At 66.9% G+C, this 23,935-nt stretch carries 19 protein-coding genes; 14 read left to right on the forward strand and 5 right to left on the reverse strand.

The annotated features are described in order from the left end of the window. Nucleotides 1-107 precede the first annotated feature (107 nt). From ACQR1Y_RS01440 to ACQR1Y_RS01465, 6 genes are all read left to right on the forward strand, one after another. The gene (locus tag ACQR1Y_RS01440; protein ID WP_434878168.1) at nucleotides 108-1,556 is read left to right on the forward strand and encodes a sensor histidine kinase; all 1,449 of its coding nucleotides are present in this window, start codon (nucleotides 108-110) and stop codon (nucleotides 1,554-1,556) included. Next, nucleotides 1,541-2,896 carry a sigma-54-dependent transcriptional regulator gene (locus ACQR1Y_RS01445; RefSeq protein ID WP_434878167.1) on the forward strand — a complete coding sequence of 452 codons (1,356 nt, stop codon included), beginning with the start codon at nucleotides 1,541-1,543 and terminating at the stop codon, nucleotides 2,894-2,896. Before ACQR1Y_RS01440 ends, ACQR1Y_RS01445 begins: the two co-directional genes overlap by 16 nt. Before the next feature lie 114 nt (nucleotides 2,897-3,010). Next, the gene (locus ACQR1Y_RS01450) at nucleotides 3,011-3,706 is read left to right on the forward strand and encodes an OB-fold nucleic acid binding domain-containing protein (RefSeq protein WP_434878242.1); all 696 of its coding nucleotides are present in this window, start codon (nucleotides 3,011-3,013) and stop codon (nucleotides 3,704-3,706) included. Nucleotides 3,707-3,744: 38 nt separating this feature from the next. Then, on the forward strand, nucleotides 3,745-4,413 hold the full coding sequence (locus ACQR1Y_RS01455; RefSeq protein WP_434878166.1) for a hypothetical protein: 669 nt from the start codon (nucleotides 3,745-3,747) through the stop codon (nucleotides 4,411-4,413). 41 nt (nucleotides 4,414-4,454) lie between these two features. Then, nucleotides 4,455-5,729 carry an MFS transporter gene (locus ACQR1Y_RS01460; protein WP_434878165.1) on the forward strand — a complete coding sequence of 425 codons (1,275 nt, stop codon included), beginning with the start codon at nucleotides 4,455-4,457 and terminating at the stop codon, nucleotides 5,727-5,729. Nucleotides 5,730-5,751: 22 nt separating this feature from the next. Further along, entirely contained in the window at nucleotides 5,752-7,005 is a 1,254-nt protein-coding gene (locus ACQR1Y_RS01465; RefSeq protein WP_434878164.1) for an arsenic transporter, read from the forward strand. A gap of 12 nt (nucleotides 7,006-7,017) precedes the next feature. Here the strand turns inward: ACQR1Y_RS01465 and ACQR1Y_RS01470 are convergent, their stop codons facing one another. After that, complete coding sequence (locus ACQR1Y_RS01470; protein ID WP_257165135.1) at nucleotides 7,018-7,512, reverse strand: ferritin-like domain-containing protein; 495 nt, start codon at nucleotides 7,510-7,512, stop codon at nucleotides 7,018-7,020. 200 nt (nucleotides 7,513-7,712) lie between these two features. Here ACQR1Y_RS01470 and ACQR1Y_RS01475 point away from each other — a divergent pair, with 200 nt between their 5' ends. Next, complete coding sequence (locus ACQR1Y_RS01475; RefSeq protein ID WP_434878163.1) at nucleotides 7,713-9,569, forward strand: alkaline phosphatase family protein; 1,857 nt, start codon at nucleotides 7,713-7,715, stop codon at nucleotides 9,567-9,569. A gap of 205 nt (nucleotides 9,570-9,774) precedes the next feature. Here the strand turns inward: ACQR1Y_RS01475 and ACQR1Y_RS01480 are convergent, their stop codons facing one another. Both ACQR1Y_RS01480 and ACQR1Y_RS01485 read right to left on the reverse strand, forming a co-directional pair. Further along, nucleotides 9,775-10,899, reverse strand: a complete 1,125-nt coding sequence (locus ACQR1Y_RS01480) for a S1C family serine protease (RefSeq protein WP_434878162.1) — start codon at nucleotides 10,897-10,899, stop codon at nucleotides 9,775-9,777. Nucleotides 10,900-11,071: 172 nt separating this feature from the next. Further along, the gene (locus ACQR1Y_RS01485) at nucleotides 11,072-11,635 is read right to left on the reverse strand and encodes a hypothetical protein (RefSeq protein WP_434862262.1); all 564 of its coding nucleotides are present in this window, start codon (nucleotides 11,633-11,635) and stop codon (nucleotides 11,072-11,074) included. A 363-nt stretch (nucleotides 11,636-11,998) separates the two neighbouring features. Between ACQR1Y_RS01485 and ACQR1Y_RS01490 the strand changes: the two genes are divergently transcribed. Then, on the forward strand, nucleotides 11,999-12,658 hold the full coding sequence (locus tag ACQR1Y_RS01490; protein ID WP_434862263.1) for a peroxiredoxin: 660 nt from the start codon (nucleotides 11,999-12,001) through the stop codon (nucleotides 12,656-12,658). A gap of 108 nt (nucleotides 12,659-12,766) precedes the next feature. Here ACQR1Y_RS01490 and ACQR1Y_RS01495 read toward each other — a convergent pair whose 3' ends face one another. Both ACQR1Y_RS01495 and ACQR1Y_RS01500 read right to left on the reverse strand, forming a co-directional pair. Next, nucleotides 12,767-13,168 carry a DUF2177 family protein gene (locus ACQR1Y_RS01495; RefSeq protein WP_315719722.1) on the reverse strand — a complete coding sequence of 134 codons (402 nt, stop codon included), beginning with the start codon at nucleotides 13,166-13,168 and terminating at the stop codon, nucleotides 12,767-12,769. Nucleotides 13,169-13,223: 55 nt separating this feature from the next. Further along, a complete protein-coding gene (locus ACQR1Y_RS01500; RefSeq protein WP_434878161.1) occupies nucleotides 13,224-15,182 on the reverse strand; it encodes a DEAD/DEAH box helicase in 1,959 nt (652 codons plus the stop codon). 138 nt (nucleotides 15,183-15,320) lie between these two features. Here ACQR1Y_RS01500 and ACQR1Y_RS01505 point away from each other — a divergent pair, with 138 nt between their 5' ends. From ACQR1Y_RS01505 to ACQR1Y_RS01530, 6 genes are all read left to right on the forward strand, one after another. After that, nucleotides 15,321-15,698: a DUF1428 domain-containing protein gene (locus tag ACQR1Y_RS01505; RefSeq protein ID WP_434862265.1), complete on the forward strand. Its 378-nt coding sequence runs from the start codon at nucleotides 15,321-15,323 to the stop codon at nucleotides 15,696-15,698. 832 nt (nucleotides 15,699-16,530) lie between these two features. Further along, nucleotides 16,531-18,615 carry a hydantoinase/oxoprolinase family protein gene (locus ACQR1Y_RS01510; RefSeq protein WP_434878160.1) on the forward strand — a complete coding sequence of 695 codons (2,085 nt, stop codon included), beginning with the start codon at nucleotides 16,531-16,533 and terminating at the stop codon, nucleotides 18,613-18,615. 2 nt (nucleotides 18,616-18,617) lie between these two features. Further along, nucleotides 18,618-20,273 (forward strand): hydantoinase B/oxoprolinase family protein, encoded by a 1,656-nt coding sequence (locus ACQR1Y_RS01515; RefSeq protein ID WP_434878159.1) that lies wholly within the window; start codon nucleotides 18,618-18,620, stop codon nucleotides 20,271-20,273. A 380-nt stretch (nucleotides 20,274-20,653) separates the two neighbouring features. Then, nucleotides 20,654-21,655: a TRAP transporter substrate-binding protein gene (locus ACQR1Y_RS01520; RefSeq protein WP_434878158.1), complete on the forward strand. Its 1,002-nt coding sequence runs from the start codon at nucleotides 20,654-20,656 to the stop codon at nucleotides 21,653-21,655. Further along, nucleotides 21,648-22,253, forward strand: a complete 606-nt coding sequence (locus ACQR1Y_RS01525) for a TRAP transporter small permease subunit (RefSeq protein ID WP_434878157.1) — start codon at nucleotides 21,648-21,650, stop codon at nucleotides 22,251-22,253. Before ACQR1Y_RS01520 ends, ACQR1Y_RS01525 begins: the two co-directional genes overlap by 8 nt. A 376-nt stretch (nucleotides 22,254-22,629) precedes the next feature. Continuing rightward, nucleotides 22,630-23,934 carry a TRAP transporter large permease gene (locus ACQR1Y_RS01530; protein WP_434878156.1) on the forward strand — a complete coding sequence of 435 codons (1,305 nt, stop codon included), beginning with the start codon at nucleotides 22,630-22,632 and terminating at the stop codon, nucleotides 23,932-23,934. Nucleotide 23,935 lies beyond the last annotated feature (1 nt).

A 23,935-nucleotide genomic window follows, 5' to 3' on the forward strand; every position in this document is an offset into this window, starting at 1 on the left:
GAACCAACATTGCCAATCGAGCGTTCTGTTCGGCGGTGAGGTGCCGCGATCCGTATTCTGCGGATGGTTACGCACGCTCGGCATCCCTTGTCATTGCGGACCATTTGATGCGCTCCCTACGCTCGCGGCTGTCGGCGCTCTGGCTCATGCTGGCGGTTTCCGGCGCGGCGACGGCCTATCTCCTGGTCGAATCGTTTCAGCAATCGTCGCAGGCGCGCGTGGCACGCGCGCAGGATCTGGTGGTGCGCGGCTGCCGTGATATCGCCGACCGCTATCAGTTCTTCGTCTCGGGCTGGGGCGGCGCGCCGATCGATGATCGCATCAAGCAAGACCTCATCCCCGTGGTGCAGTCCGCGCTGGCGGCATCGCCCGGCGTCGAGGGCGGCATCTGGCAGGCCGAGCATGGCTCGCTTGCCTATGCCTATCCCACCTACGAGGGGACGGGACCCAAGACCGATCTCCCCGCGGCCGAGTCGAGCGTCATCCAGCAGGTCAATGGCGATGCCCAGCGCAGCGGCCGTCCCGCGACGACGGAAAATGCCGGACGCTCGCAGACCCTGATCGTCCACGCCTGCCCGCTGCGCGGTCCGCTGCAAAACGTCACGGCGTGGACGATGACGCGCGCCGCCACAACGGAGGGCCCAGCCTACGCGCATTTGCTGACGGGTCTCTCCGTGCTCGCGCTCACTCTGCTCGGCTCGGCCATCTGGCTCGCCTTCATCCTGGCCTCGTGGTCGCGGCGCATCGCGATCATCGAGTCCGCGCTCGGCGCGGCGCCCAACACCGCCGACCTGCCGCAACTGCCGCACACAGGCGCGCGCGAGCTCGACCGCCTGGTTGACGCCGTCAACGATGCCGGCCATCGGCTCGCGGCGGAGCGCGAGCGCGCGACAGCTGCGGAGCGGCTCGCCGCCGTCGGCCGACTGTCGGCAAACCTCGCCCATGAGATCCGCAACCCGATCGCGGCGATGCGGCTGAAGGCCGAGAATGCGCTCGCCTCGCCTGATCCCGCGCGCAAGAGCCGCGCGCTCGAGGCGATCCTGCAGCAGGTCGCGCGGCTCGACGCGCTGCTGCGCGATCTGCTCGCGATGACGCAAACGAGTCGTCCGGCCCCACGCACCGTTGATCTCGTAGCTTTCCTGCAGGCGACGATCGAGACCCATCGCGAGCTGGCCACGCGCAGCGGCCTGCAGCTGCGCGCGCTCGCGCCCTCCCCCACTGAGGCCGCCTGCTTCGATCCCGCCCAGATGCAGCGCGCGCTCGACAATCTCATCCTCAACGCGATCCAGAACACGCCAGAGGGCGGCGAGATCGTCGTTGCGGCCGAAATCCATGATCGCCGCCTGCTCTTCCGCGTCACCGACAGCGGCCCCGGCATCGATGCCAGCATCCGGGATCGCCTGTTCGAACCCTTCGTCAGCAACCGCGCCGATGGCACCGGCCTTGGCCTCGCCATCGTACGCGAGATCGCCCGCGCTCATCACGGCGAGGCGAGACTTGCTCCTGTCACAACCGGCACCAGCTTCGAGATTTCCCTGCCATGGCAACCATCCTGATCGTCGACGATGACGCCGGCCTGCGCGATGGTCTCGCGGAAACGGTGACCGATCTCGGTCACCGCGCACAGACCGCAGCCTCGGGTCGCGAGGCGATCGGCATGGTCTGCGCCGAAACCGATGCCGTGCTGCTCGATCTGCGCATGCCCGGGATCGACGGGATCGAAACCCTGCGCCGCATCCGCGCCGATGGCGACGCGCCGCCGGTGATCGTGCTGACCGCCTATGCGAGCCCGGAGAACACCATCGAAGCGATGCGTCTCGGCGCCTTCGATCATCTGGTCAAGCCGATCGGCCGCGACGCCTTGCGCGAGCTGATCGAGCGCCTGCCGCCGCGAGCCCATCTGCAGCATGACAAACCGGGCACCGACGACAGCGGCCTGATCGGCACCAGCGAGGCGATGCGCCGGGTGCAGAAGACGATCGGCCTTGCCGCCGATGCCGAGGCGACAGTGCTGATCCGGGGCGAGACCGGCACCGGCAAGGAGCTGGTTGCGCGCGCACTGCATGTCCACAGCCGGCGCAGTGCGAGCCCGTTCATCGCCGTGAACTGCGCGGCGATCCCGCAAGACCTGCTCGAAAGCGAATTGTTCGGCCATGTGAAGGGCTCGTTCACCGGCGCCACCTCCGATCGCTCCGGCGCCTTCGGCGACGCCGGCGCCGGCACGCTGTTTCTCGACGAGATCGGCGACATGCCGCTGGCGATGCAGGCCAAGATCCTGCGCGCGCTGCAGGAGCGCATCATCACGCCGGTCGGCGGCAAGCCGGTCAAAGTGGCCGCGCGCGTCATCGCCGCCACGCATCGCGATCTCGCCAGGCAGGTGGCGAACGGCGCCTTCCGCGAGGATCTCTACTATCGGCTGAACGTGATCCCGATCGAGCTGCCGCCGCTGCGCGAGCGCAGCGAAGACATCCTGCCGCTCGCCTACCACTTTCTGGCGCTGGCCACGACGGACCGCCTCCGTCCGCAACTGAGCGACGCCGCCATCGACAAGCTCGTCCACGCGTCCTGGCCCGGCAATGTGCGCGAGCTGCGCAATACGATAGAACGCGCCTGCGTGCTGACGCGCGGCAGCTTGATCGACGCCGGCGACATCGACATCACCAAGAACCCGATCGATGCGGACGGAGATCCTGCCACGGATCTGCCCACGGCCGTGGCGCGCCTCGAGGAGCGCCTGATCCGCCGCGCGCTCGCAGCCTGCGGCGGCAATCGCACCGAGGCGGCGCGGCAGCTCAACATCAACCGGCAGCTGCTCTACACCAAGATGCAGCGCTACGGCCTCGGCGACGAGGTGTCAGGAAATCTGACGCGCAGCGTCGGGAAAGACGACGGTTAGCGCCCGTCGCAATCATGCAACTCCTTGAATTGTCGTGGTCTCGCAACTGGCACGGCCGTTGCGAAACAATTCGCGTCACCACCCTCGACAAGGAGTTCCAGGATGACGCGAAAGATGACGCCGATCGTGACCCTGCTCGCGCTCGCTGCAGGCCTCGGCACCGCCTCGGCACAAGCCCCGCTTTCCCCGCCTGATGCGACATGGGATGCGTCGCAGCTTCCGGAGACGCGCGGCATCGTCAAGCAGTACACGCTGACGCCGCGCGGCGACGTCGACGGGCTGATCCTCAACGATGGCACCGAGGTGAAGCTGCCGCCGCATCTGACGGCGCAGGTCGTGTTCACCATCAAGCCAGGCGACGGCGTGTCCGTGCGGGGCTTGCGCGCCCGTGCGCTGCCGCTGGTCGATGCCAGCCAGGTCACCAACATCGCGACCGGCAAGAGCGTGGTCGACAACGGCCCGCCGGATGGACCGGGACGGCGCGGCAGCGATCAGACCATCAGCGGACGCATCGCCACGCTGCTGCATGGCAAGCGCGGCGAGGTCAACGGCGCGGTGCTCGACGACGGCACCGAGCTGCGGCTGCCGCCGCCGGAAGCCGAGCGTCTCGCCGACACCTTGCGTGTGGGACAGACGATCTCCGTCCGCGGCGATCTCTTGGAGACCGCGCTCGGCAGGCTGGTCGACGTAAGGGCGATCGGCGCTTCGCCTAGTCAGCTGACGGAGATCGAAGGCCCGCCGCCGCCGCGTGGCCCGAGGGGCGGTCCCGATCGGCTCGGCCCCCCGCCGCCGCCTCCGCCGCGCGGCTGAGCCCTCCAAACCAACGAAACAGACCTGAGGAGACAATCATGCATTGGATCGACCCCGACAGCCTGCCGGCCGTGACCGGAATTCTCGAGCGCTTCGTGCTCAATCCTCATGGCGAGGTCGACGGCTTCGTCATGCGCGCGGGCGACAATGACGTGCTCGTTCACACGCCCCCGCACATGGAGGCCGAGCTGACGCGTCAGATCAAGGCTGGTGAGAAGGTCGGCGTGCACGCGGTCAAGCCGCGCGGCGCTGACTTGCTCGCCGCCATCGCAGTGACCGGCGCAAACGGACGGCAGATCGTCGATCACGGACCCGACGAGGAGCGTGAGCATCCCAAGCACGAGCATCAGAAGATGGACGCGGAGGGCACGGTGCGGCTGTCGCTGTTCGGGCCGAAGGGCGAGTTGCGTGGTGCGCTCCTGACTGACGGCACGGTCGTGAGGATCGGGCCGAAGGAAGCCACTGGCATCGCCGGCCTGCTTGCGCCGAACGCCACCTTGGCGGTCCGCGGCGACGGCATCGACACGCGCTTCGGCCGGGTGATTCACGCGCGCGAGGCCGGTGCGAGCCCGAAGACGCTCAAGCCGCTCAAGCACGTCAAGCCGGAGCCGAAGCATGCTGATGGTCACAAGCACGGACCGAAGCACAAGCACGGCCCCAAGCACGGACCTAAGCATGGACCTAAGCACGATCACGCCCACGCGTGATCGCCTGCGCGCCGAACGTCACGAGAGCCGAGGCCAACAGCATGTCACAGGATGAAACCACCACGCGCCGGGCGGGCCGCGCGCTCGACGCCGCGAATTTCTTCCTGGCCGACGTGCGCGACGGCCTCGGTCCCTATCTCGCGATCTATCTGCTGACCGAGCAGAAATGGGACGAAGCCTCGATCGGCGTCGTGATGTCGCTGGCGACGATCGCGGGCATCGTCGCCCAGACGCCGGCCGGCGCGCTGGTCGATGCGACCAGGGCCAAGCGCATGATCATGATCGTGGCCGCGATCATCGTCACCGCAGGCTCCCTGGCACTGCCGCTGATGTCGAGCTTCTGGCCGGTCGCGATCTCGCAAAGCATCGCCAACGCGGCCGGCGTGATCTTCGCGCCGGCGATCGCGGCGGTGTCGCTCGGCATCGTCGGTGCCCGCGCCTTCACGGCGCGAATCGGGCGCAACGAGACCTTCAACCATGCCGGCAACGCAGTGGGCGCCGTGATCGCCGGCGCTGCCGCCTACGCACTCGGACCGTCCGCCGTGTTCTATCTGATGGCCGTGACCTCCGCCGGCAGCCTCATCAGCGTGCTCGCGATTCCCGAGCGCGCCATTGATCACGACGCGGCGCGCGGCCTGTCGCATCAGAAAGACGGCGCGGCCCCCACTCAAGGCGAGCAACCCTCAGGGCTGGGCATTCTCCTCAGCTGCCGCCCCCTCCTCATCTTCGCGGTCTGCGTCGCGCTGTTTCACCTGGCCAATGCGGCGATGCTGCCGCTGGTCGGCCAGAAGCTCGCCTTGCAGGACAAGAATCTCGGCACCAGCCTGATGTCGGCCTGCATCGCCGCGGCGCAGCTCGTGATGGTGCCGATGGCGCTCCTAGTCGGCGCCCGCGCCGACCGCTGGGGCCACAAGCGGTTCTTCCTGGCGGCGCTGCTGATCCTGCCGCTGCGGGCGGTGCTCTATACCTTGTCGGACGACAAGGCGTGGCTGGTCGGCGTGCAGCTGCTCGACGGCGTCGGCGCCGGCATCTTCGGCGCCATCATGCCGGTGATCGTGGCGGACCTCATGCGCGGCACCGGCCGGTTCAACGTCGCGCAGGGCGCGGTCATCACCGCGCAAAGCATCGGGGCTGCGCTCTCCACCGCCATGGCAGGTCTCGTCGTGGTCCACGGCGGCTACAGCGCCGCGTTCCTGGTGCTCGGCGCGACGGCGGCCATCGCCGTGATCGTGTGCTGGCTGCTGCTGCCGGAAACCGGAGGCGCGGAAGCCGCACATCCAACCCCGGCCGCGGCGCCCGCTATCCCCGCCGAATGATTTGCTCTAACCATCCCCGATCATGTTCGCACATACGACCTGGCTCGCCTACGCCATCATCATCACCGCCACTGCCGGCGTCATCATCCGCCCCTTCCGGCTGCCCGAAGCGATCTGGGCGGTCACGGGCGCGCTCCTCCTGGTGGCGCTCGGCCTGCTGCCATGGACGGACGCGCTCGCCGGCATCCGCAAGGGCGTCGACGTCTATCTGTTCCTGATCGGCATGATGCTGATCGCCGAGCTCGCCCGCCGCGAGGGCCTGTTCGACTATCTCGCGGCCTACGCGGTGGAGCACGCCCGCGGCTCGCCGCAGCTGCTGTTCCTGCTGGTCTACGCGGTCGGCACCCTGGTCACCGTGCTGCTCTCCAACGACGCCACCGCGATCGTGCTGACACCGGCGGTCTATGCCGCGACGCGGGCGGCCGGCGCCTCGCCGCTCCCCTATCTCTACGTCTGCGCCTTCATCGCCAATGCCGCGAGCTTCGTGCTGCCAATCTCCAACCCGGCCAATCTCGTGGTGTTCGGCCAGCACATGCCGCATCTGACGGACTGGCTGCGCCAGTTCACGTTGCCATCGATCGCGGCCATTGCCCTAACCTATGTCGCGCTCTGGTTGACCCAGCGCCGCGCCCTGCGCGAGGAGACGCTGCGGACCGATGTCGAGAAGCCGCATCTGAGCCGAGAAGGCCGGCTTGCCGCGATGGGCATTGTCGCCATCGCCGCCGTGTTGCTGACCGCTTCCGCGCTTGACGTCCAGTTGGGCTTGCCGACCTTCGTCTGCGGCGTGGTCACGGCGGCCGCGATTCTGCTCGTCAGCCGGCAGTCACCCTGGCCGATCGTCAAAGGCGTGTCCTGGGGCGTGCTGCCGCTGGTCGGCGGCCTGTTCGTGATGGTCGAGGGATTGGGCCGCGCCGGCGCGATCGGCCAGCTCAGCGCGTGGCTGCATCAGGGCGTCGCCGCCTCGCCGGCCGGCACGGCCTGGGCCGCGGGGCTGATCACAGCCGTGGCCGACAACGTCGCAAACAATCTGCCGGTCGGCCTGGTCGCCGGCTCGGTCGCGGCCAGCGATCACCTGCCTCAGGAGGTGATCCGGGCGATCCTGATCGGCGTCGATCTTGGCCCCAACATCTCCGTCACCGGCTCGCTGGCGACCATCCTCTGGCTCACCGCGCTGCGGCGCGAAAAGATCGAGGTGACGGCCTGGCAGTTTCTGAAGATCGGACTCGTGACGACGCCGCCAGCGCTGCTGGCAGCGCTGGCGGCGGCATTGTGGTAGCGATTCGTGGGATCAGGCGGCGGCTTCGTAGTTGACCGCGGTCTCCGCGATCTTGCTCAGGCTCTCGTCCGTCTTGCGCTCTTCGTTCAAGGTCTGGTCGAGCAGCTTGGCCGCCTTCGGCAGATTGAGCTTGAGGGCCCACGCCTTCAGGGTCCCATAGCGGGACATCTCATAGTGCTCGACCGCCTGCGCTGCAGCAAGCAGGCCAGCGTCGAGTGCCTGCGTGCCCTTGTACTCGTCCATGATCTCCTTGCCCTCGTCGATGATGCCCTCGATCGCATCGCACTTCTTGCCGCGGGCCGGCTTGCCGATCAGCTCGAAGATCTGCTCGAGACGCTCGATCTGACCTTCGGTCTCGTCCTGGTGCTTGAGGAAGGCGGCCTGCAGCTTGTCCGACTGCGCAGCCTTGGCCATCTTCGGCAGGGTCTTCAAGATCTGCTTCTCGGCGTAGTAGATGTCCTTCAGCGTATCGAGAAAAAGTTCGTTGAGGTCTTTGTCTGCAGCCATGGTGTGCTCCCTGTGTTGTGACCCGACAACCGGAAAGCCACACCCTGGTTCCTGCAATGGACTACCGCCGGACGAAAATCCTGCCCGGAGCGGCGCCGGCGCCTGACGAGCCCCTTGTAACAAAACCGTCACGCGGCAAAACTAAACCGCTCCCTGCGGCGACACGCCGCGATTCCTTTGATCGATTTGAGGAGTTCTTGATGCGCCGCCCGCTCCTAGCGCTGTGCGCCGGACTGACCCTGCTGTCCTCCGGCGCCGCATCCGCGCAGAACGCCACGCCCCATAACCTCATCCTGTTCATTCCCGACGGCCTGCGCGCGGCGAAGGTGACGCCGGAGGCGACCCCGGCCATGGCCGCCGTCCGCGACAAGGGCGTCAATTTCAAGAATTCGCATTCGCTGTTTCCGACCTTCACCATGGCCAACGGCTCGGCGATGGCGACCGGCCATTATCTCGGCGACACCGGCACGTTCTCGAACACCATCTTCACCGGCTACACCTCGGCGCCCGCCGGCGACACCGTGGTGCCCTTCATCGAGAACGACGCCGTGCTCGGCGACATCGACGAGCATTTCAACGGCGACTATCTCAACGAGGACACGATCCTGAAGCTCGCCCGCAAGGCCGGATATTCGACGGCTGCGATCGGCAAGCTCGGCCCGACCTATCTGTTCGACCACACCGGCTGCCCCTGCAAGCCCGGCGCGTCCTCCTCGATCGTGATCGACGATTCCACCGGCAACAAGAACGGCGTGCCCGTGACCGACGAGGTCAAGGACGCCCTGACCAAGGCCGGCCTCGCGCTGGCGACGCCGCCGCGCGGCGACAACGGCAAGGCGGGCGACGCCAAGACGCCAGGCACGACCTCGGCCAACGTCGCCCAGCAGGCCTACATGGTCGACGTCGCCACCAAGGTGGTGCTGCCGATGTTCAAGGCGCGCAACAAGCCGTTCGTGCTGGTGTTCTGGTCGCGCGATCCCGACGGCAGCCAGCACAATCACGGCGACAGCCTCAACACCATCACCCCGGGCATCAACGGCCCGACCTCGATGGCCGGCATCAAGAATGCCGACGACAATCTCGCCGCGCTGCGCAAGGCGCTCGACGATCTCGGCCTGTCCGCCTCGACCAACATCATGGTCCAGGCCGACCACGGCTTCTCGACCATCTCCAAGGAGAGCAAGACCTCGCCCTCGGCCAAAGTCAGCTATGACGACACCCCGAAGGATTTTCTGCCGATGGGCTTCCTGGCGCTCGACCTCGCCAAGGCGCTCGACCTGCCGCTGTTCGATCCCAACGACAAGAACGCTGCCGTGCCCGCCGGCAAGCATCCGAAGGCCGGCAACGGCGTGCTCGGCAAGGACCCGACCAAGCCCGATCTCGTCGTCGCCACCAATGGCGGCTCCGACCTGATCTATCTGCCGAACAACGACAGGAAGCTGGCCCGCCGCACCGTCAAGGCGCTGCTGGAGCAGGACTACGTCTCCGGCATCTTCGTCGACGACAAGCTCGGCGAGATCCCCGGCACCCTGCCGCTGTCGGTTGTCAATCTCGACGGCAAGGCCGTGACGCCGCATCCGGCGATCGTTGTCAACTTCCGCTCCTATGTCGCGCCTGGCTGCGACGTGCCGAGCAACTGCTCGGTCGAGGTGGCCGACACCGTGCTCCGCCAGGGCCAGGGCATGCACGGCTCGTTCAGCCGCGGCGACACCTACAACTTCATGGCCGCCATCGGCCCCGACTTCAAAGCGGGCTTCGTCGATCCTCTGCCCGTCAGCAACGCCGACGTCGGCATCACCGCGGCCAGGCTGCTCGACCTCAAGGTCGCGCCCAAGGGCAAGCTGATCGGCCGCGTCATGACCGAGGCCATGCCGAACGGCGCGACGCCGAAGGCGACCTCCGACGTCATCAAGTCAGATCCGGCTGCAGGCGGCCTGCGCACAGTGCTGAAGCTGCAGCGCGTCGGCAGCCAGCGCTATTTCGACGCCGCGGGTTTCCCCGGACGCACAGTGGGCCTGGATGACGAAGCGACGAAGCAGAAGGCGGCGGCGAAGTAGTCAGATCACGCGAATGCACATCTCCCCGGGCGAGCGGAAACGCCCCCGGGGACCTCGTCCCGCGAAGTGTTTCGCAATGAGAAGCACCGCTCTCTCCACGTCATTGCGAGCGCAGCGAAGCAATCCAGAGTCGCGCGCGCAGCCCTGGATTGCTTCGCTGCGCTCGCAATGACGTGTGGAAACATCCAGCGACTTCACGACCATCTCACCGCGCCACATCGAGCGTCACCCGGACCTCGATGGTCTTACGGTTGCGGAGCACGCGCAGCACCACGCGATCGCCAGGGGTCTTGGTTTCCAGCGCACGCGTCATGTCGTCAGGCGAGTCCACCGCCTGGCCGTCGATCGCCAGAACCACGTCGCCGAGCGCGAAGCCGCCGTCGCGCGTGAGCCGCGCCGGAATCAGCCCGGCCTTCTCCGCCGCCGAATCCTGCTCGACATCGAGCACGAACACGCCGGAGACGCCGAGCCGCGCGGCCAACGCCTCATTGGCCTTGGCATCCGTCCTGATCCCGAGACTCGGGCTGACATAGCGGCCGCTTGCGATGAGCCGCGGCACGATGCGGTTGACCTTGTCGACAGGCACGGCGAAGCCGATGCCGGCGGAGGCGCCCGACGGGCTGTAGATCGCGGTGTTGACGCCGATCAGGCGCCCCGCACTGTCGAGCAGCGGTCCGCCGGAATTGCCGGGGTTGATCGCGGCATCGGTCTGGATCAGGCCGTTCAAGGTCCGCTCCTGTGTGACCTGCAGATTGCGGTTCAACGCCGAGACGATGCCCGTGGTCAGCGTGCTGCTGAGGCCAAACGGATTGCCGATCGCGAACACCTTTTGCCCGACCTTGAGGTCGGCGCTGGTGCCGACCGGCAGCGGCTTTGGCCGGTCGACGCCGACGCCGATCACCAGCACCGCAAGGTCGTTCTCCGGACTGGCGCCGACCAGCGCCGCGCGGAACGAGCGGCCGTCGGTGAGGCTGACCAGCGCCTCGGTGGCGCCTTCGATCACATGATAGTTGGTGACGACGTGACCGAGCTCGTCCCACACGAAGCCGGAGCCCGTGCCGGAGCGCTCCTGCTGCGCATTGCCGGTCCACGGGTTGACGGACTGTTGAACGGTCGTGATGAACACCACCGAGCCGCTGCGGCTCTCGAACAGCGCGATCGTGCTCTTCTCGTCGGCGGCGAGATCGCCGCGTGGCGTGATGTCGCGCGGCTTGGCGCGCAGGCCGAGCAGTTCGGCCTGGATCAGCGGGAAGCTCTGCCAGGCCATCATGAGCAGCAGCGCCGTCGCCGCCACCGCCAGCAGGCGCGCGGGAAAGCTCCATCGGCTCATCTCATCGTCTCCGTGCTCGATCCCATCACCACCGATCTATTGACCGGCAGCACCGCATCATCAAGAGGCCGGGGGCATCGGGACGCAACGCGATGGATCGACAAAAGAAAAGAGCGCGATGGGATCATCGCGCTCTTCGAAATCTCTCGACCGGACTGCGGCGCTGCGCGCCTTACATCCCGATATCGATCATCGACGGCAGCTGCGCCAGCGGCAGCACCGAGACGCCGACCAGGGTCGCGACCATCGCGCGCAGCGCGCGATTGCCGTGGTGCTTGCCGCGCATGCGCTTGGCGACCCACTCCAGCGCATCGGTACGAACGCCGCGCGCGTTCATCGGCGCCCAGCTCTCGATCGGCGTCTCCGGCGACAGCGCCACGCTGCGCGGCGGCACCGGCAGGCCGGAGGCGGACGCGGTGTGATGCGCGATCGCCTTGGCCAGCAGATCCTCGAACCGGCCGTCATCCTTGCGCTCGGTCGCGGCGGCGTCGATCTCGAACAGCGCCTCGGCCTCGGCGCGGCTGACGGGCGTGTCGTTGATCGCGGTTGCGGTGAGGATGCGCGCGCACCAGGCGGCGTCCTCGGCGTCGAGCATGCGGGAGAAGTGCACCCGTCCTGCGGTGGTCGGACCCTCGCCGGTGATCACGCCGTCGCGCACGATGCCGAGCGCGGAAGCAGCGGTCTCACACGAGGAGGGTTCGAGACCATCGATGGTTTTTGGTGCAGAGCTAGCCATGTTCTCTTCTCAGTTGCTGTGTTGACCCACCTTGTCGGTCCGCGTCTGAACGAGTGGTTAATGGTTCGAAACGGCGTTGTGGGTTTTTGTATCGGTTGCCCTTTTGCCGCAGTGACCTCGATCACGGTTCAAAGCGGCTCAAGCGAGGGGCGGCGTGTTGCGACCGAGACGTGGCGAAATCTGGGCAGGCGGTAGTCTCACGGATGTTTCGCCGCAGGCTGTGAACTCAAAAGAAGTTGTTGCGCGCGCGGGCTGCAGGAGAAGGATGTTCTCTTTTTTCTGGAACGGTTCCCATGGGAGGCGGTATTTCCTATAGTCGAGAGAACGTTTTATCCCGCCCCTTCCAGTCACATGAGGACTCCCATGGCTCTGCAAATCGGCTCCACCGCGCCCGACTTCGAGGCTCAGACCACCGAAGGCAAGATCAAATTCCACGACTGGATCGGCGACAGCTGGGCGCTGCTGTTCTCGCATCCGAAGGATTTCACCCCGGTCTGCACCACCGAGCTCGGCGCGCTCGCCCGGTTGAAGCCGGAGTTCGACAAGCGCGGCGTCAAGCTGATCGGCCTGTCCGTCGACCCCGTGGACAAGCATTCGCAGTGGGCCGAGGACATTCGCGAGACGCAAGGCGCGGCGCCGAACTATCCCCTGATCGGCGACATCGACTACAACGTCTCCAAGCTCTACGACATGCTGCCCGCGGCGGTCTCGGGCGATCCGGCCAAGCGCACCGCCGCCGACAACCTGACCGTCCGTAACGTCTTCATCATCGGCCCGGACAAGAAGATCAAGCTGATCCTGGTCTACCCGATGACCACGGGCCGCAACTTCCAGGAAATTCTCCGCGTCATCGACTCGCTGCAGCTCACCGCCAAGCATCGCGTCGCCACCCCCGCCGACTGGAAGCAGGGCGAGGACGTCATCATCGCGGGCTCCGTGTCCGACGACGAGGCCAAGACGATCTATCCGGACGGCTGGAAGGCGCCGAAGCCGTATCTGCGGGTGGTTCCGCAGCCGAAGTGATGGCGGCGAACCACGTTCGCCTCCGTCATCCCGGGCCGCCTCGCAGAGGCGGACCCGGGATCTCGAGATTCCGGGTTCGCGCTGTGCGCGCCCCGGAATGACTGCCAACTACCCCCGCGGCGTGACCCAGTCCGCGATCAGCAGCCCGGCCGTCGCCGACACCGCGGTCACGAACACGCCCCAGCTGATGTCCACCGCGACCACCGTCCAGGTCCACTGCTTGAGCATCGCGAGCGAGGTCAGCTCGAAGGTGGCGTAGCAGAACAGCCCGAACAGCGCGCCGTAGAGCAAGGTCGAGCGCCAGGTGGCGTCGGCGGTGCCGTTCACGAAGATCAGCACGCCGGCGATATAGATCAGATAGAACAGCACGGCCGGAACGGGGCGGACCTCGCCGAGCATCTCGCCGACCTGCGACTGGAAGAAGCCCTTGGCCACGATGGCAAGGAACGGAATGTCGAAGCCGAGCAGCACGGCCAGAGTTGCAAAATACAGGACGGCGTAGCGGCTCAAGGACGGCTCCTCCCTCACGGTTCAGCGGTCGACGCGAGCGCCTCGACCGGCCAGATCAGCCGCGACGCTTGGTCTTCGGCTTCTTGCCACTTGGCGGCTTCGCGCGCGGATGGCTCGAAGGAAACGCCTGACCGCCATGACCGGACTTGTCGCGCGGCTTCTTTTTCTTCGCGAACGCCGGTTCGCGGAACGACTTCGACGGAGCCTCGCGATGCGGCTTGCCGCGCGGCCTCTCCTCCGCGCGTTCGCGCGGCTCGTCACGGTGGAGCGGGTGATAGGCGCCCTCCTCCGCCTTGCGCCGCGGCGGCTTCTGCGGCCGCGCCTTCTCGGCCGCAGGCTGCGCTGCAGGCGCGGTGGCGAGCGGCTCGATGCGGATCGTGTCCTCCTTGTCGGGACGGCGGATGTTGGCAGCGAAGCTGTCGGCGACGCGGGCGGCGATCTCGAATTCGGTGGTCGTGTCGGAAATCTTGATCGCGCCGATGTCCTGCTTGTCGATGCCGCCGCGGCGGCAGATCATCGGCAGCAGCCAGCGCGCCTCGGCGTTCTTGCGGCGCCCGATCGCCGCGCGGAACCAGACGCTCGGCTCGCCCATGCCGTGGCGCGACGGCTTGCCGCCCTTGGTCCGCGGCGCCGGCGCGCGCTCCTCGTCCCGCGACGGCCGCTCGCGCGCGGCACGCTCGGGCCGCGGCCGGCCGCGATCCTCGACGGCATCGAGAATGTCCTCCGGCGACGGCAGCCGGGCGCGATAGAGCCGCGCCAGCGCGGCGGCGATGTCGTCGGCCGGCCGTTGCGCGAGCAGGAGCTGCGCGAGGGCCAGATCGTCCGCGGTCGTCTCTTCGGTGAAGATCGAATCCTGCAGCATGCGCTGCTGATCGAGCTTGCGGATCTCGTCCGCCTGCGGCGCCGTGCCCCAGACGGCCTCGACGCCCGCGAGGCTCAACAGCATCTCCGCGCGGCGCCGCCGCGCCGGCGGCACCAGGAGCACGCTGACGCCCTTGCGCCCGGCCCGCCCGGTGCGCCCCGAGCGATGCTGCATCACCTCGGGATCGTTCGGCAGCTCGGCATGGATGACGAGATCGAGATTGGCGAGATCGATGCCGCGCGCCGCGACGTCGGTCGCAACGCAGACCCGCGAACGGCCGTCGCGCAGCGACTGCAACGCCGTGGTGCGCTCGTTCTGCGTCAATTCGCCCGACAGCGCGACCACCGAGAAGCCGCGCTCCAGCAGCGCCGCCTGCAGATGCCGGACGGCCTCGCGGGTGTTGCAGAACACGATCGCACTCGGCGATTCATAGAAGCGCAGCAGATTGACCACCGCGTGCTCGGCATCTCCAGGCGCGATGCGGATGGCGCGATACTCGATGTCGGCGTGGCCGCCCTCGTCGCCCTCGACCTCGATCCGGAACGCGTCGTTCTGATACTCCTTGGCCAGCGCCACGATGCCGCGAGGGAACGTCGCCGAGAACAGCAGCGTCCGACGGGTCTCGGGCGTGGTCTCGAGGATGAATTCCAGGTCCTCGCGAAAGCCGAGGTTGAGCATCTCGTCGGCCTCGTCGAGCACCAGGGCCTTCAATTCCGAAATGTCGAGACGGTTGCGCCGCAGATGATCGCACAGCCGCCCGGGCGTGCCGACGACGATATGCGCCCCCGCCTCCAGCTCGCGCTGCTCGCGGCGCGGATCCATGCCGCCGACACAGGAGATCACCCGCGCGCCGGCATGCTGATACAGCCAGGCCAACTCGCGCTGCACCTGCAGCGCCAATTCACGCGTCGGCGCCACGATCAGCGCCAGCGGCGCCGCGGCCGGGCCGAAGCGCTCGGCCTCGCCCAGCAGGTCGGCCGCCATCGCCAGCCCATAGGCCACGGTCTTGCCCGACCCCGTCTGCGCCGACACCAGCAAGTCGCGGCCCTCGGCGTCCTCGTCGAGCACGGCGAGCTGAACGGGCGTGGGATTCACATAATTGCGCTCGGCCAGGGCGCGGGCCAGCGGCGGATTGGTCGCGGGGAATGACAAGGAAAGACCTTTCTTCGATTCCGGCTGCTTTACGCCAAGCCGCGCCGGAACACGAGGCCATAAAACCCCGACTCTGCCCGGCCCAGCGCGCTGGCCCCGGTCGTGCTAGCCTTACCGGAGTCCAGGGGAGACGAGGCCATGTATGTCGCAGGATTTGTGATCCCGGTGCCCGCCGAGAAACTCGAGGCCTACCGCCGATGGGCGGACCGAGGCGCCCTGCTGTTCAAAGAATATGGCTGCGTTGAAATCGTCGAATCCTGGGAAGACAACGTTCCCGACGGCCAGCTCACGGATTTTCGCCGGGCCGTCGCCGCCAAGCCCGGCGAGAAGATCGTCTTCTCCTGGCAGGTCTGGCCCGACAGGGCGACATGCGATGCGGCCGAGGCGCGGCTGCGCGACGACGACCGCTTCGAAATCCCAGCAGACATCCCTTTCGATCCCAAGCGCCTGATCCTCGGCTGCTTCAACCCGATTGTCGTCATGGGACGGGCAACGGCGAAGGCTCAAGAGACATGACGCGGCGCTTCGCTTGATTTCCAAAAAATCGAATTTTGCTCTTTCGCTTTTACGGAAATCATGTATGATCCGCGTGTCCCGCCCCATGCAGAGGGACGTACGCGTCGTCACGAACGTCGGGGCGGGATGCGGTGCCGCAGGTCATGTCGGACGCGCTTTCAGCGCAGACGACCGTCATGATTGCGGACGTGAAGTCGCAGCGTCCTGATACCCCGATGCTGGTATCCCCTGCGCAATGCGCAAGCATTGTCGCGGCATGGTGGCCAACAAGCCCGGCGCGCCAGGGAGACTGCGTATAAGCGTGAAGACACCGCGCAGGGAATGCCGGATGTTCGGCTGAACCTGTGGTACCTGCCGCCTGCATTTTTTTCGCAGGCGGGCCATGGGTGAGGCCTTCACCCGGCATTCCTTGCGCCCTCTTGTTGCGTGAGGGTGAACTGACGGCAGAACTCGGGCTGATCATGCCGCGGGAATGCGAATGCGCGTCTGCCAAGCTCGTTCAACACATACGCTGTCATTCCGGGGCGGCGCGAAGCGACGAGCCCGGAATCCATAACCACGATCGGGAGTATGGATTCCGGGCTCGCCCTCCGGGCGCCCCGGAATGACGGTGTGGAAACATCGTACATCTCACATGGCTGGCTTCGCGCAACAGCATGAGGATGGAGCAGGCAACGGTCGCATGTCGATCAGCAAGGTTGAGCCCGCACGACACCGCGACCTCAAGTCCGCGCCGCACAAAACGCAGAGCAGCAACACGCATCTCCGCTGGCGCAATGGCATGGGACTTGCTCAAATCGCACCTCAATTCGTCGCTTGCGGAGATGACCGAATGCTTGAAGGAGCCGAAGTCCGGCTGGCCGTCGATATCGGGGGCACATTCACCGATATCGTTCTCGACATCGGCGATCACCGCCGCACACGCAAGGTGCTGACGACGCCGACGCAGCCAGAGCAGGCCGTGCTGGACGGGACGCGCCTGATTCTCGCCGATGCGAAGGCCCGCATCTCCGACATCGACGTCTTCATCCACGGCACCACGCTCGCGACCAACGCCATCATCGAGCGACGCGGCGCGAAGACGGCGCTGATCGCCACCTCAGGCTTCCGCGATGTTCTGGATATTGGAACTGAGAGCCGCTACGACCAGTACGATCTCTCCATCGACAAGCCGAAGCCGCTGGTGCCGCGCAGCTTGCGCTTCACCGTCCCTGAGCGCGTCGATGCTCATGGCGACGTCAGGCTGCCGCTCGATGAAGCGGCGGTGCGCGCGCTCGTTCCACAATTGCGCGCGCTGGAGGTCAGCAGCATCGCCATCGCCTTCCTGCACGCCTACGCCAATCCTGCGCATGAGCGCCGCGCCGGCGAGATCGTTGCCGAAGAGTTGCCGGGCGTCTCGATCACGCTGTCCTCGGCGGTCTGTCCCGAAATCCGGGAATATGAGCGCACCTCGACGGCCGTCGCCAACGCCTATGTGCAGCCGCTGATGGACTCCTATCTCGCGCGGATGGATCAGGCGCTGCGTATCGAGCAGTTCCGCGGCGCGATCTATCTCGTGACCTCAGGCGGCGGCGTCACCTCGATCGACACGGCGCGGCGTTTCCCGGTGCGCCTCGTCGAATCCGGCCCAGCCGGCGGCGCGATCTTCGCCGGTCAGATCGCCGCACGGCTCGGCGAGCGCAAGGTGCTGTCGTTCGACATGGGCGGCACCACCGCCAAGATCTGTCTCATCGAGGACTTCGAGCCGGAGAGCTCGCGCGTATTCGAGGTCGATCGCGCCGCGCGCTTCCTGAAGGGCTCCGGCCTGCCGGTGCGCATCCCCGTCATCGAGATGGTCGAGATCGGCGCCGGCGGCGGCTCGATCGCGCGCATCGATGCGATGAAGCGCGTCACCGTCGGTCCCGAGAGCGCCTCGTCCGAGCCGGGCCCGGCGTGCTACGGCCGCGGCGGTCAGCGTCCGGCGGTCACCGATTCCGACGTCGCGCTCGGCATGATCGATCCCGACGCCTTTGCGGGCGGCACCATCAAGCTCGATCCGGAATTGTCGAAACAGGCCCTGCTCCGCGACGTCGGCGCGCCGCTCGGCCTGGATGCCGAGACCGCAGCCTATGCGGTGCACGAGGTCGTCTGCGAGAACATGGCGAGCGCCGCGCGCGTTCACGCCGTCGAACGCGGCGCGATCATCGGCCAGCACACGCTGATCGCATTCGGCGGCGCCGCGCCGCTGCACGCCGCCCGCGTCGCCGAGAAGATCGGCGTCGCCAGGGTCATCGTGCCATCGAATGCCGGCGTCGGCTCGGCCGTCGGCTTCCTTGCCGCGCCGATCGCCTATGAGCTGGTACGCAGCCGCCACGCGCGGCTGGATGACTTCGACACCGCGCGCGTCTCCAGCCTGCTGCAGGAGATGGCCGATGAGGCCCGCGCCCTCGTCGAGCCCGGCGCGGCCGGCGCACCGGTCCGCGAGCGCCGTGCGGCGTTCATGCGCTATGTCGGCCAGGGTCACGAGATCAGCGTCGAGCTGCCGAACCGCGCACTGACCGCGGAGGACCTCCCTGCCCTGCGCAAGACCTTCGAGGCCGGCTATGCTGCGTTGTTCGAGCGCGCCATTCCAGGTGCCGCGATCGAGGTGCTGAGCTGGTCGGTGCTGGCCACGACGGACGCCCGCCAGCCGGCCACCGTCGCCGAGATCACGCGCAAGCCCGCCGGCGCGGCTTCGGGCCACCGCAAATTCTTCGACGGCCGCGCCGGCCGCTTCGTCGACATCCCACTGTACCGCCGCGAGCAGATGGCGCCGGGCGCTGTCATCGCAGGTCCCGCCGTGATCGCCGAGGACGAGACCTCGACCTTCATCTCCAACAGTTTCGACGCACATATCGACGGTGCCGGCAGCATCGTCATGGAACGGAAGGCGGCGTGACCATGAGCGCATCCCAAACCAGCCTGATCGACCTGCAGATCATGTGGCACCGGCTGATCGCCGTGGTCGAGGAGCAGGCCCAGGTGCTGCTGCGCACCGCCTTCAGCCCGATCGTGCGCGAATGCGGCGACCTCTCAGCGGGCGTGTTCGATCTGAAGGGTCGCATGCTGGCGCAGGCCGTCACCGGCACGCCAGGCCACGTCAACTCGATGGCGGAGTCGGTGAAGCACTTCATCGCGCATTTTCCGATCGAGACGATGAAGCCGGGCGATGCCTACATCACCAACGATCCCTGGATGGGCACCGGCCATCTCAACGACTTCGTCGTCACCACGCCCTGCTTCAAGGACGGTCAGCCGGTCGCCTTGTTCTCCTGCACCAGCCATCTGATGGACATCGGCGGCATCGGCTTCGGCCCCGATGGCACCGACGTGTTCATGGAGGGACTATACATCCCGATGCTGAAGCTGATCGACCAGGGCGTCGTCAACGAGACCCTGATGGCGATGATCCGCGCCAACACGCGGCTGCCAGTCGACACCGAGGGCGACACCTACTCGCTCGCCGCCTGTAACGATGTCGGCTGCCAGCGCCTGGTCGAGATGATGCGCGAGTTCGGCATCTCAACGCTCGACGAGCTCGGCAACTACGTCTGCGACCGCTCGCGCGAGGCTGTGCTGGCCGAGATCGCCAAGCTGCCGAAGGGTACCTGGCGCAACGAGATGGTGGTCGACGGCTACGATGCGCCGGTGACGATCAAGGCCGCGCTGACGATCAGCGATGACGGCATTCACGTCGATTTCGACGGCACGTCGACAGCGTCGAAGTTCGGCATCAACGTGCCGCTGTCCTACACCACCGCCTACACCGTGTTCGGCCTTGGCTGCGTGGTGGCGTCAGCGATCCCCAACAATGCCGGATCGCTGTCGCCGTTGACCGTGTCAGCGCCATCGGGCGCGATCCTCAACGCGCCGAAGCCTGCGCCCGTCGCCTCGCGCCACGTCATCGGCCAGATGCTCCCCGATGTCGTGTTCGGCTGCCTGCGCCAGATCATTCCGGAGCGGGTGCCGGCCGAGGGCACCTCCTGCCTGTGGAATCTCAACGTGCGCGGCCAGACCCGCTCCGGCGCCGGCGGCAATTACGGGTTCTCGATGGCGGTGACCTCCAACGGCGGCACCGGCGCGCGCTTCGACAAGGACGGCCTGTCGGCGACAGCCTATCCAAGCGGCGTGCGCGGCACGCCGGTCGAGATCGCGGAGACGCAGACGCCGCTGATCTTCTGGCGCAAGGAGCTGCGGCCAGATTCCGGCGGCGCCGGCCGCACTCGCGGCGGCCTTGGCCAGATCATCGAGGTCGGCAGCGGCGTCGATGCGCCGTTCGACATCCTCGCCGCCTTCGACCGCATCGACCACCCGCCCCGCGGCCGCGACGGCGGCCACAATGGCGAAGCCGGCTATGTCGGGCTCGCGTCGGGAAAGAGGCTGCGCGGCAAGGGCTTCCAGACCGTGCCGCCGGACGACCGGCTTGTGGTGCTGACACCGGGTGGGGCGGGCATCGGCGATCCCCGCGAGCGCGCGGCGGTGCTGGTGCAGAGCGATGTCGAGAGCGGACTGGTGTCGGCGGACAACGCGGCGAAGGTTTATGGGCATGGACTGTGAGCAACTCGTACGCGCCGAACGCCAGGCGCTTCGCAAGCCCAGGAGTCCGTTCGTGAGATCATCTCTCCGAGTCCTCGTGGGAGGAAGGCGCGCAACTGTTACTCCTCACCCTGAGGAGCTCGCCGAAGGCGAGCGTCTCGAAGGGCGAGGCCCGGACTTGGGCCTCATGGTTCGAGACGCGTCGCAAGGGCGACGCTCCTCACCATGAGGATCAAGAGCCGAGATCGGCACTGCGAACCTGACCATGAACACACCGAAAGGCATGTTGATGGACAGGGTCGACATTCGAGACCGGCGCCGCACGTGAGAGGCGGCCGCAACTCTGCCTACCTCACTGCATCCTTTAAACTCGTTAGCTCAGCAACGAAGCGGAGACCCTCATGATCACGCGACGCACATTCACCGCCGGAGCAGCCTCCCTGCTCGCTGCGACCCAGGTCTCGACGCGCGCCCGCGCGGCCACGACCAACTGGGACATGTCCACGGTCTGGCCCGACGGCAATTTCCACACTCAGAATGCGATGGCCTTCGCCGAGGAGGTGAAGAAGCAGACCAATGGCGCCGTCAACATCACGGTGAAGGCCGGCGGTCAGCTCGGCTTCAAGGGGCCCGAGCATCTGCGCGCGGTGCGCGACGGCCTCGTGCCGCTCGCCGACGTGCTCAATATCCAGCAGGTCGGCGACGAGCCGTTCATGGGCGTCGAGAGCATCCCGTTCCTGGCCGGCTCGATGGACGAGCTCAAGGTCCTGCACAAATACGTCCGGCCGGAATACGAGAAGATCGCCGCTCGCAACAACCAGAAGATCCTCTACATCGTGCCGTGGCCGACGCAGTACCTGCATCTGAAGGTCAAGTCCTCCGACGTCGCCGGCTTGAAGAACATCAAGATCCGCGTGCCTGACAAGAACGCGGTCGACATGCTCAATGCCATCGGCATGGCCGCGGTGATGATCCCCTGGGGCGAGACCATTCCGGCATTGGCCTCTGGCGCCGTCGCCGGCGTCTCGACCTCGTCGGTGTCGGGCGTCGACGGCAAGTTCTGGGAGTTCCTCAAATACGTCTACCCGACCAACCATGTGTGGTCGTCGCAGATGCTCAACGTGAACCTGGATTCCTGGAAGGCGCTGACGCCGGAGCAGCAGAAGATCATCAGCGACATCGCCGCCAGGATGGAGCCGACGTTCTGGGCCAACTCCGTCAAGGCCGACGTCGACAGCCTCAACCGGCTGAAGGAAGGCGGCATGGAGGTGGTGCCGGTCTCGGAGGCGATGATGACGGAGATCCGCGCCAAGACCGCGCCGCAGATGGAAGCCTTCCTCAAACGCGTGCCCGCGGCCGAGGCGCCGGTGAAGGCCTATCTCGCCGAGATGAAGCGTGGCTGAGATCGCGCAAGCCACCTCGCCGGCCGATCGGGCGAGCCTCAATGCAGCGGCGCCCGCGCCGCTGCGCATCCTGCTCGATGTCATCGACCGGCTCGGCCGGCTCGACGGCTGGATCGGCGGCGGCTGCCTGTTGCTGCTGACCACGCTGATGCTGGCGGAGGTGACCACGCGGGCGCTGTCGAACGTGCTACCGTTCTTCCCGCCGACGATCTCGATCGCCTGGGAATACTCGTCCTATCTGATGGCGGCGTCGTTCACCTTCGGCGCCGCCATGACGTTGCGGGTCGGCGGCCACATCCGCGTGGTGCTGCTGCTGAAGAACGTGCCAGCGCCGCTGCAGCGCGCGCTGGAAGTGCTGGCCGCCGCCGCCGGCTTCGCCTTCATGGCTTACCTCACCTCGGCCATGACGAAGTTCGCCTTCGGCTCCTTCATCCGCGGCCAGGTCTCGACTTCCAGCGACACCCCGCTGTGGTTTCCGCAAGCCGTCGTCACCTTCGGCATGCTGCTGCTCACCCTGCAATTCCTCGCCCGCGCCATCCAGGCCGCGCTGGGACTGCCGCTTGAAGACCACCGCATGAAGGCCTCGCCGGTCGAATGAGGGGACGGGCTGATATTGCGACGATCAGTTCTTCGCGGGCCGCGGCCTCCGAGGTACGTCGTTCGTGCCTAAGACCTGACAGCTGTCATCGAGCCCTCGCCTTGCAAGCGGTGCGCCCCCTCTCCCCGTTCTTACGGGGAGAGGGTTGGGGTGAGGGGCAGCCGCACGGGCAGTGGTCACCGTTAGACCTGTACCCCCTCACCCGGATTGCATCTGACGATGCAATCCGACCTCTCCCCGCAAGCGGGGCGAGGTTGCACCGCTCGCGCCGCAGGATCTGTGCCCAACTCGGGCAAATAGCAACTGATGCTGCTGCCGCTCCCTGCTCCGCCGACCCTCTCCCGCCCGCTCTCCTCACCGCGGACTCCCCCACCCCATGACCATCGAAGTCATCGCCCTCTTCGCCATCCTGTTCGCGCTGCTGGCCGGCGGCCTGTGGATCGGGCTCACGCTCGCCTTCACCGCGACCCTGCTGCTGGCGATGTTCCGCTCGATCCCGCTAGACAAGCTGCTCCCCCAGTACGCCTGGAACATCCTGACGACCCAGGAGCTGCTGGCGCTGCCGCTGTTCATCCTGATGGGCGAGCTGCTGTTCCGCACCCGCCTGTCGCGCTCGCTGTTCCAGGGCCTCGCCCCGTGGGCCGGGCTGCTCCCGGGCCGCCTGCTCCACGTCAACGTTATCGGCTGCACCATCTTCGCCGCGATCTCCGGCTCGTCCGCCGCGACCACGCAGGTCATCGGCCGGATGTCGCTCAACGAGCTCTTGCGCCGCGGCTATTCGCGCGACATCGCGATCGGCTCGCTCGCCGGCGCCGGCACGCTCGGCTTCCTGATCCCGCCGTCGAACATCATGATCATCTACGGCGTGCTCGGCGACGTTTCTATTCTGAAGCTCTTTACGGCCGGCGTGCTGCCGGGCCTGCTGCTCGCCGGCACCTTCATGGGCTGGGTGATGCTGCACACTACGCTGAAGCCCGCGATGGTGCCGAAGGCCGAGGCGCAGCTGTCACAGGTGCCGTGGGCGGAGCGCTTCGCCGCGCTGAAGGATCTTGCGCCGGCTTTGTTCCTGATCGCCTGCGTGCTCGGCTCGATGTATGGCGGCCTCGCGACGCCGTCGGAAGCCGCCGCCGTCGGCGTGCTCGGCGCGGCGCTGGTCGCGTTCTTCCAGGGAGCACTGTCTCAGCAGGTCGTCCGCGACGTGATGATCGGCTCGGTCATCACCTGCTCGATGATCGCGCTGATCGTGCTCGGCGCCTCGATCCTCGGCAACGCCGCGGCCTTCCTCGGCATTCCCCAGGCGGTGGCCGCCTTTGTGAAGGGCCTCGGCCTGTCGCCGTTCATGCTGATCGTAGTCCTGATCGTGTTCTACCTGATCCTGGGCTGTTTCCTCGACGGCTTCTCGATGATCGTGATGACCCTGCCGATCGTGCTGCCGATCGTGAAGGGCGCCGGCTTCGACGAGGTGTGGTTCGGGATCTTCCTGGTGCTCGCGGTCGAGATGGCGCAGATCACGCCGCCGGTCGGCTTCAACCTGTTCGTGATCCAGGGCCTGACGGAGGACGGTCTCGGCTATATCGCCTGCGTGACCGCCCCCTATCTCATCATCATGGTCGCCTTCGTGCTGCTGCTCACGCTGTTCCCGGGCATCGTAACGATCCTGCCGAGGCTGCTCTATGGGTGAT

It is taken from the genome of Bradyrhizobium sp. HKCCYLRH3099 (assembly GCF_051167855.1).
Classification (GTDB): domain Bacteria; phylum Pseudomonadota; class Alphaproteobacteria; order Rhizobiales; family Xanthobacteraceae; genus Bradyrhizobium.

What these genes read in the sequence shown, in the direction of transcription:
- ACQR1Y_RS01475 (WP_434878163.1), top strand. Translation starts at nt 7,713, where the DNA reads ATGCGCCGCCCGCTCCTAGCGCTGTGCGCCGGACTGACCCTGCTGTCC.
- ACQR1Y_RS01480 (WP_434878162.1), bottom strand. Translation starts at nt 10,899, where the DNA reads ATGAGCCGATGGAGCTTTCCCGCGCGCCTGCTGGCGGTGGCGGCGACG.
- ACQR1Y_RS01470 (WP_257165135.1), bottom strand. Translation starts at nt 7,512, where the DNA reads ATGGCTGCAGACAAAGACCTCAACGAACTTTTTCTCGATACGCTGAAG.
- ACQR1Y_RS01505 (WP_434862265.1), top strand. Translation starts at nt 15,321, where the DNA reads ATGTATGTCGCAGGATTTGTGATCCCGGTGCCCGCCGAGAAACTCGAG.
- ACQR1Y_RS01455 (WP_434878166.1), top strand. Translation starts at nt 3,745, where the DNA reads ATGCATTGGATCGACCCCGACAGCCTGCCGGCCGTGACCGGAATTCTC.
- ACQR1Y_RS01465 (WP_434878164.1), top strand. Translation starts at nt 5,752, where the DNA reads ATGTTCGCACATACGACCTGGCTCGCCTACGCCATCATCATCACCGCC.
- ACQR1Y_RS01445 (WP_434878167.1), top strand. Translation starts at nt 1,541, where the DNA reads ATGGCAACCATCCTGATCGTCGACGATGACGCCGGCCTGCGCGATGGT.
- ACQR1Y_RS01490 (WP_434862263.1), top strand. Translation starts at nt 11,999, where the DNA reads ATGGCTCTGCAAATCGGCTCCACCGCGCCCGACTTCGAGGCTCAGACC.
- ACQR1Y_RS01460 (WP_434878165.1), top strand. Translation starts at nt 4,455, where the DNA reads ATGTCACAGGATGAAACCACCACGCGCCGGGCGGGCCGCGCGCTCGAC.
- ACQR1Y_RS01485 (WP_434862262.1), bottom strand. Translation starts at nt 11,635, where the DNA reads ATGGCTAGCTCTGCACCAAAAACCATCGATGGTCTCGAACCCTCCTCG.
- ACQR1Y_RS01530 (WP_434878156.1), top strand. Translation starts at nt 22,630, where the DNA reads ATGACCATCGAAGTCATCGCCCTCTTCGCCATCCTGTTCGCGCTGCTG.
- ACQR1Y_RS01450 (WP_434878242.1), top strand. Translation starts at nt 3,011, where the DNA reads ATGACGCCGATCGTGACCCTGCTCGCGCTCGCTGCAGGCCTCGGCACC.
- ACQR1Y_RS01440 (WP_434878168.1), top strand. Translation starts at nt 108, where the DNA reads ATGCGCTCCCTACGCTCGCGGCTGTCGGCGCTCTGGCTCATGCTGGCG.
- ACQR1Y_RS01510 (WP_434878160.1), top strand. Translation starts at nt 16,531, where the DNA reads ATGCTTGAAGGAGCCGAAGTCCGGCTGGCCGTCGATATCGGGGGCACA.
- ACQR1Y_RS01515 (WP_434878159.1), top strand. Translation starts at nt 18,618, where the DNA reads ATGAGCGCATCCCAAACCAGCCTGATCGACCTGCAGATCATGTGGCAC.
- ACQR1Y_RS01520 (WP_434878158.1), top strand. Translation starts at nt 20,654, where the DNA reads ATGATCACGCGACGCACATTCACCGCCGGAGCAGCCTCCCTGCTCGCT.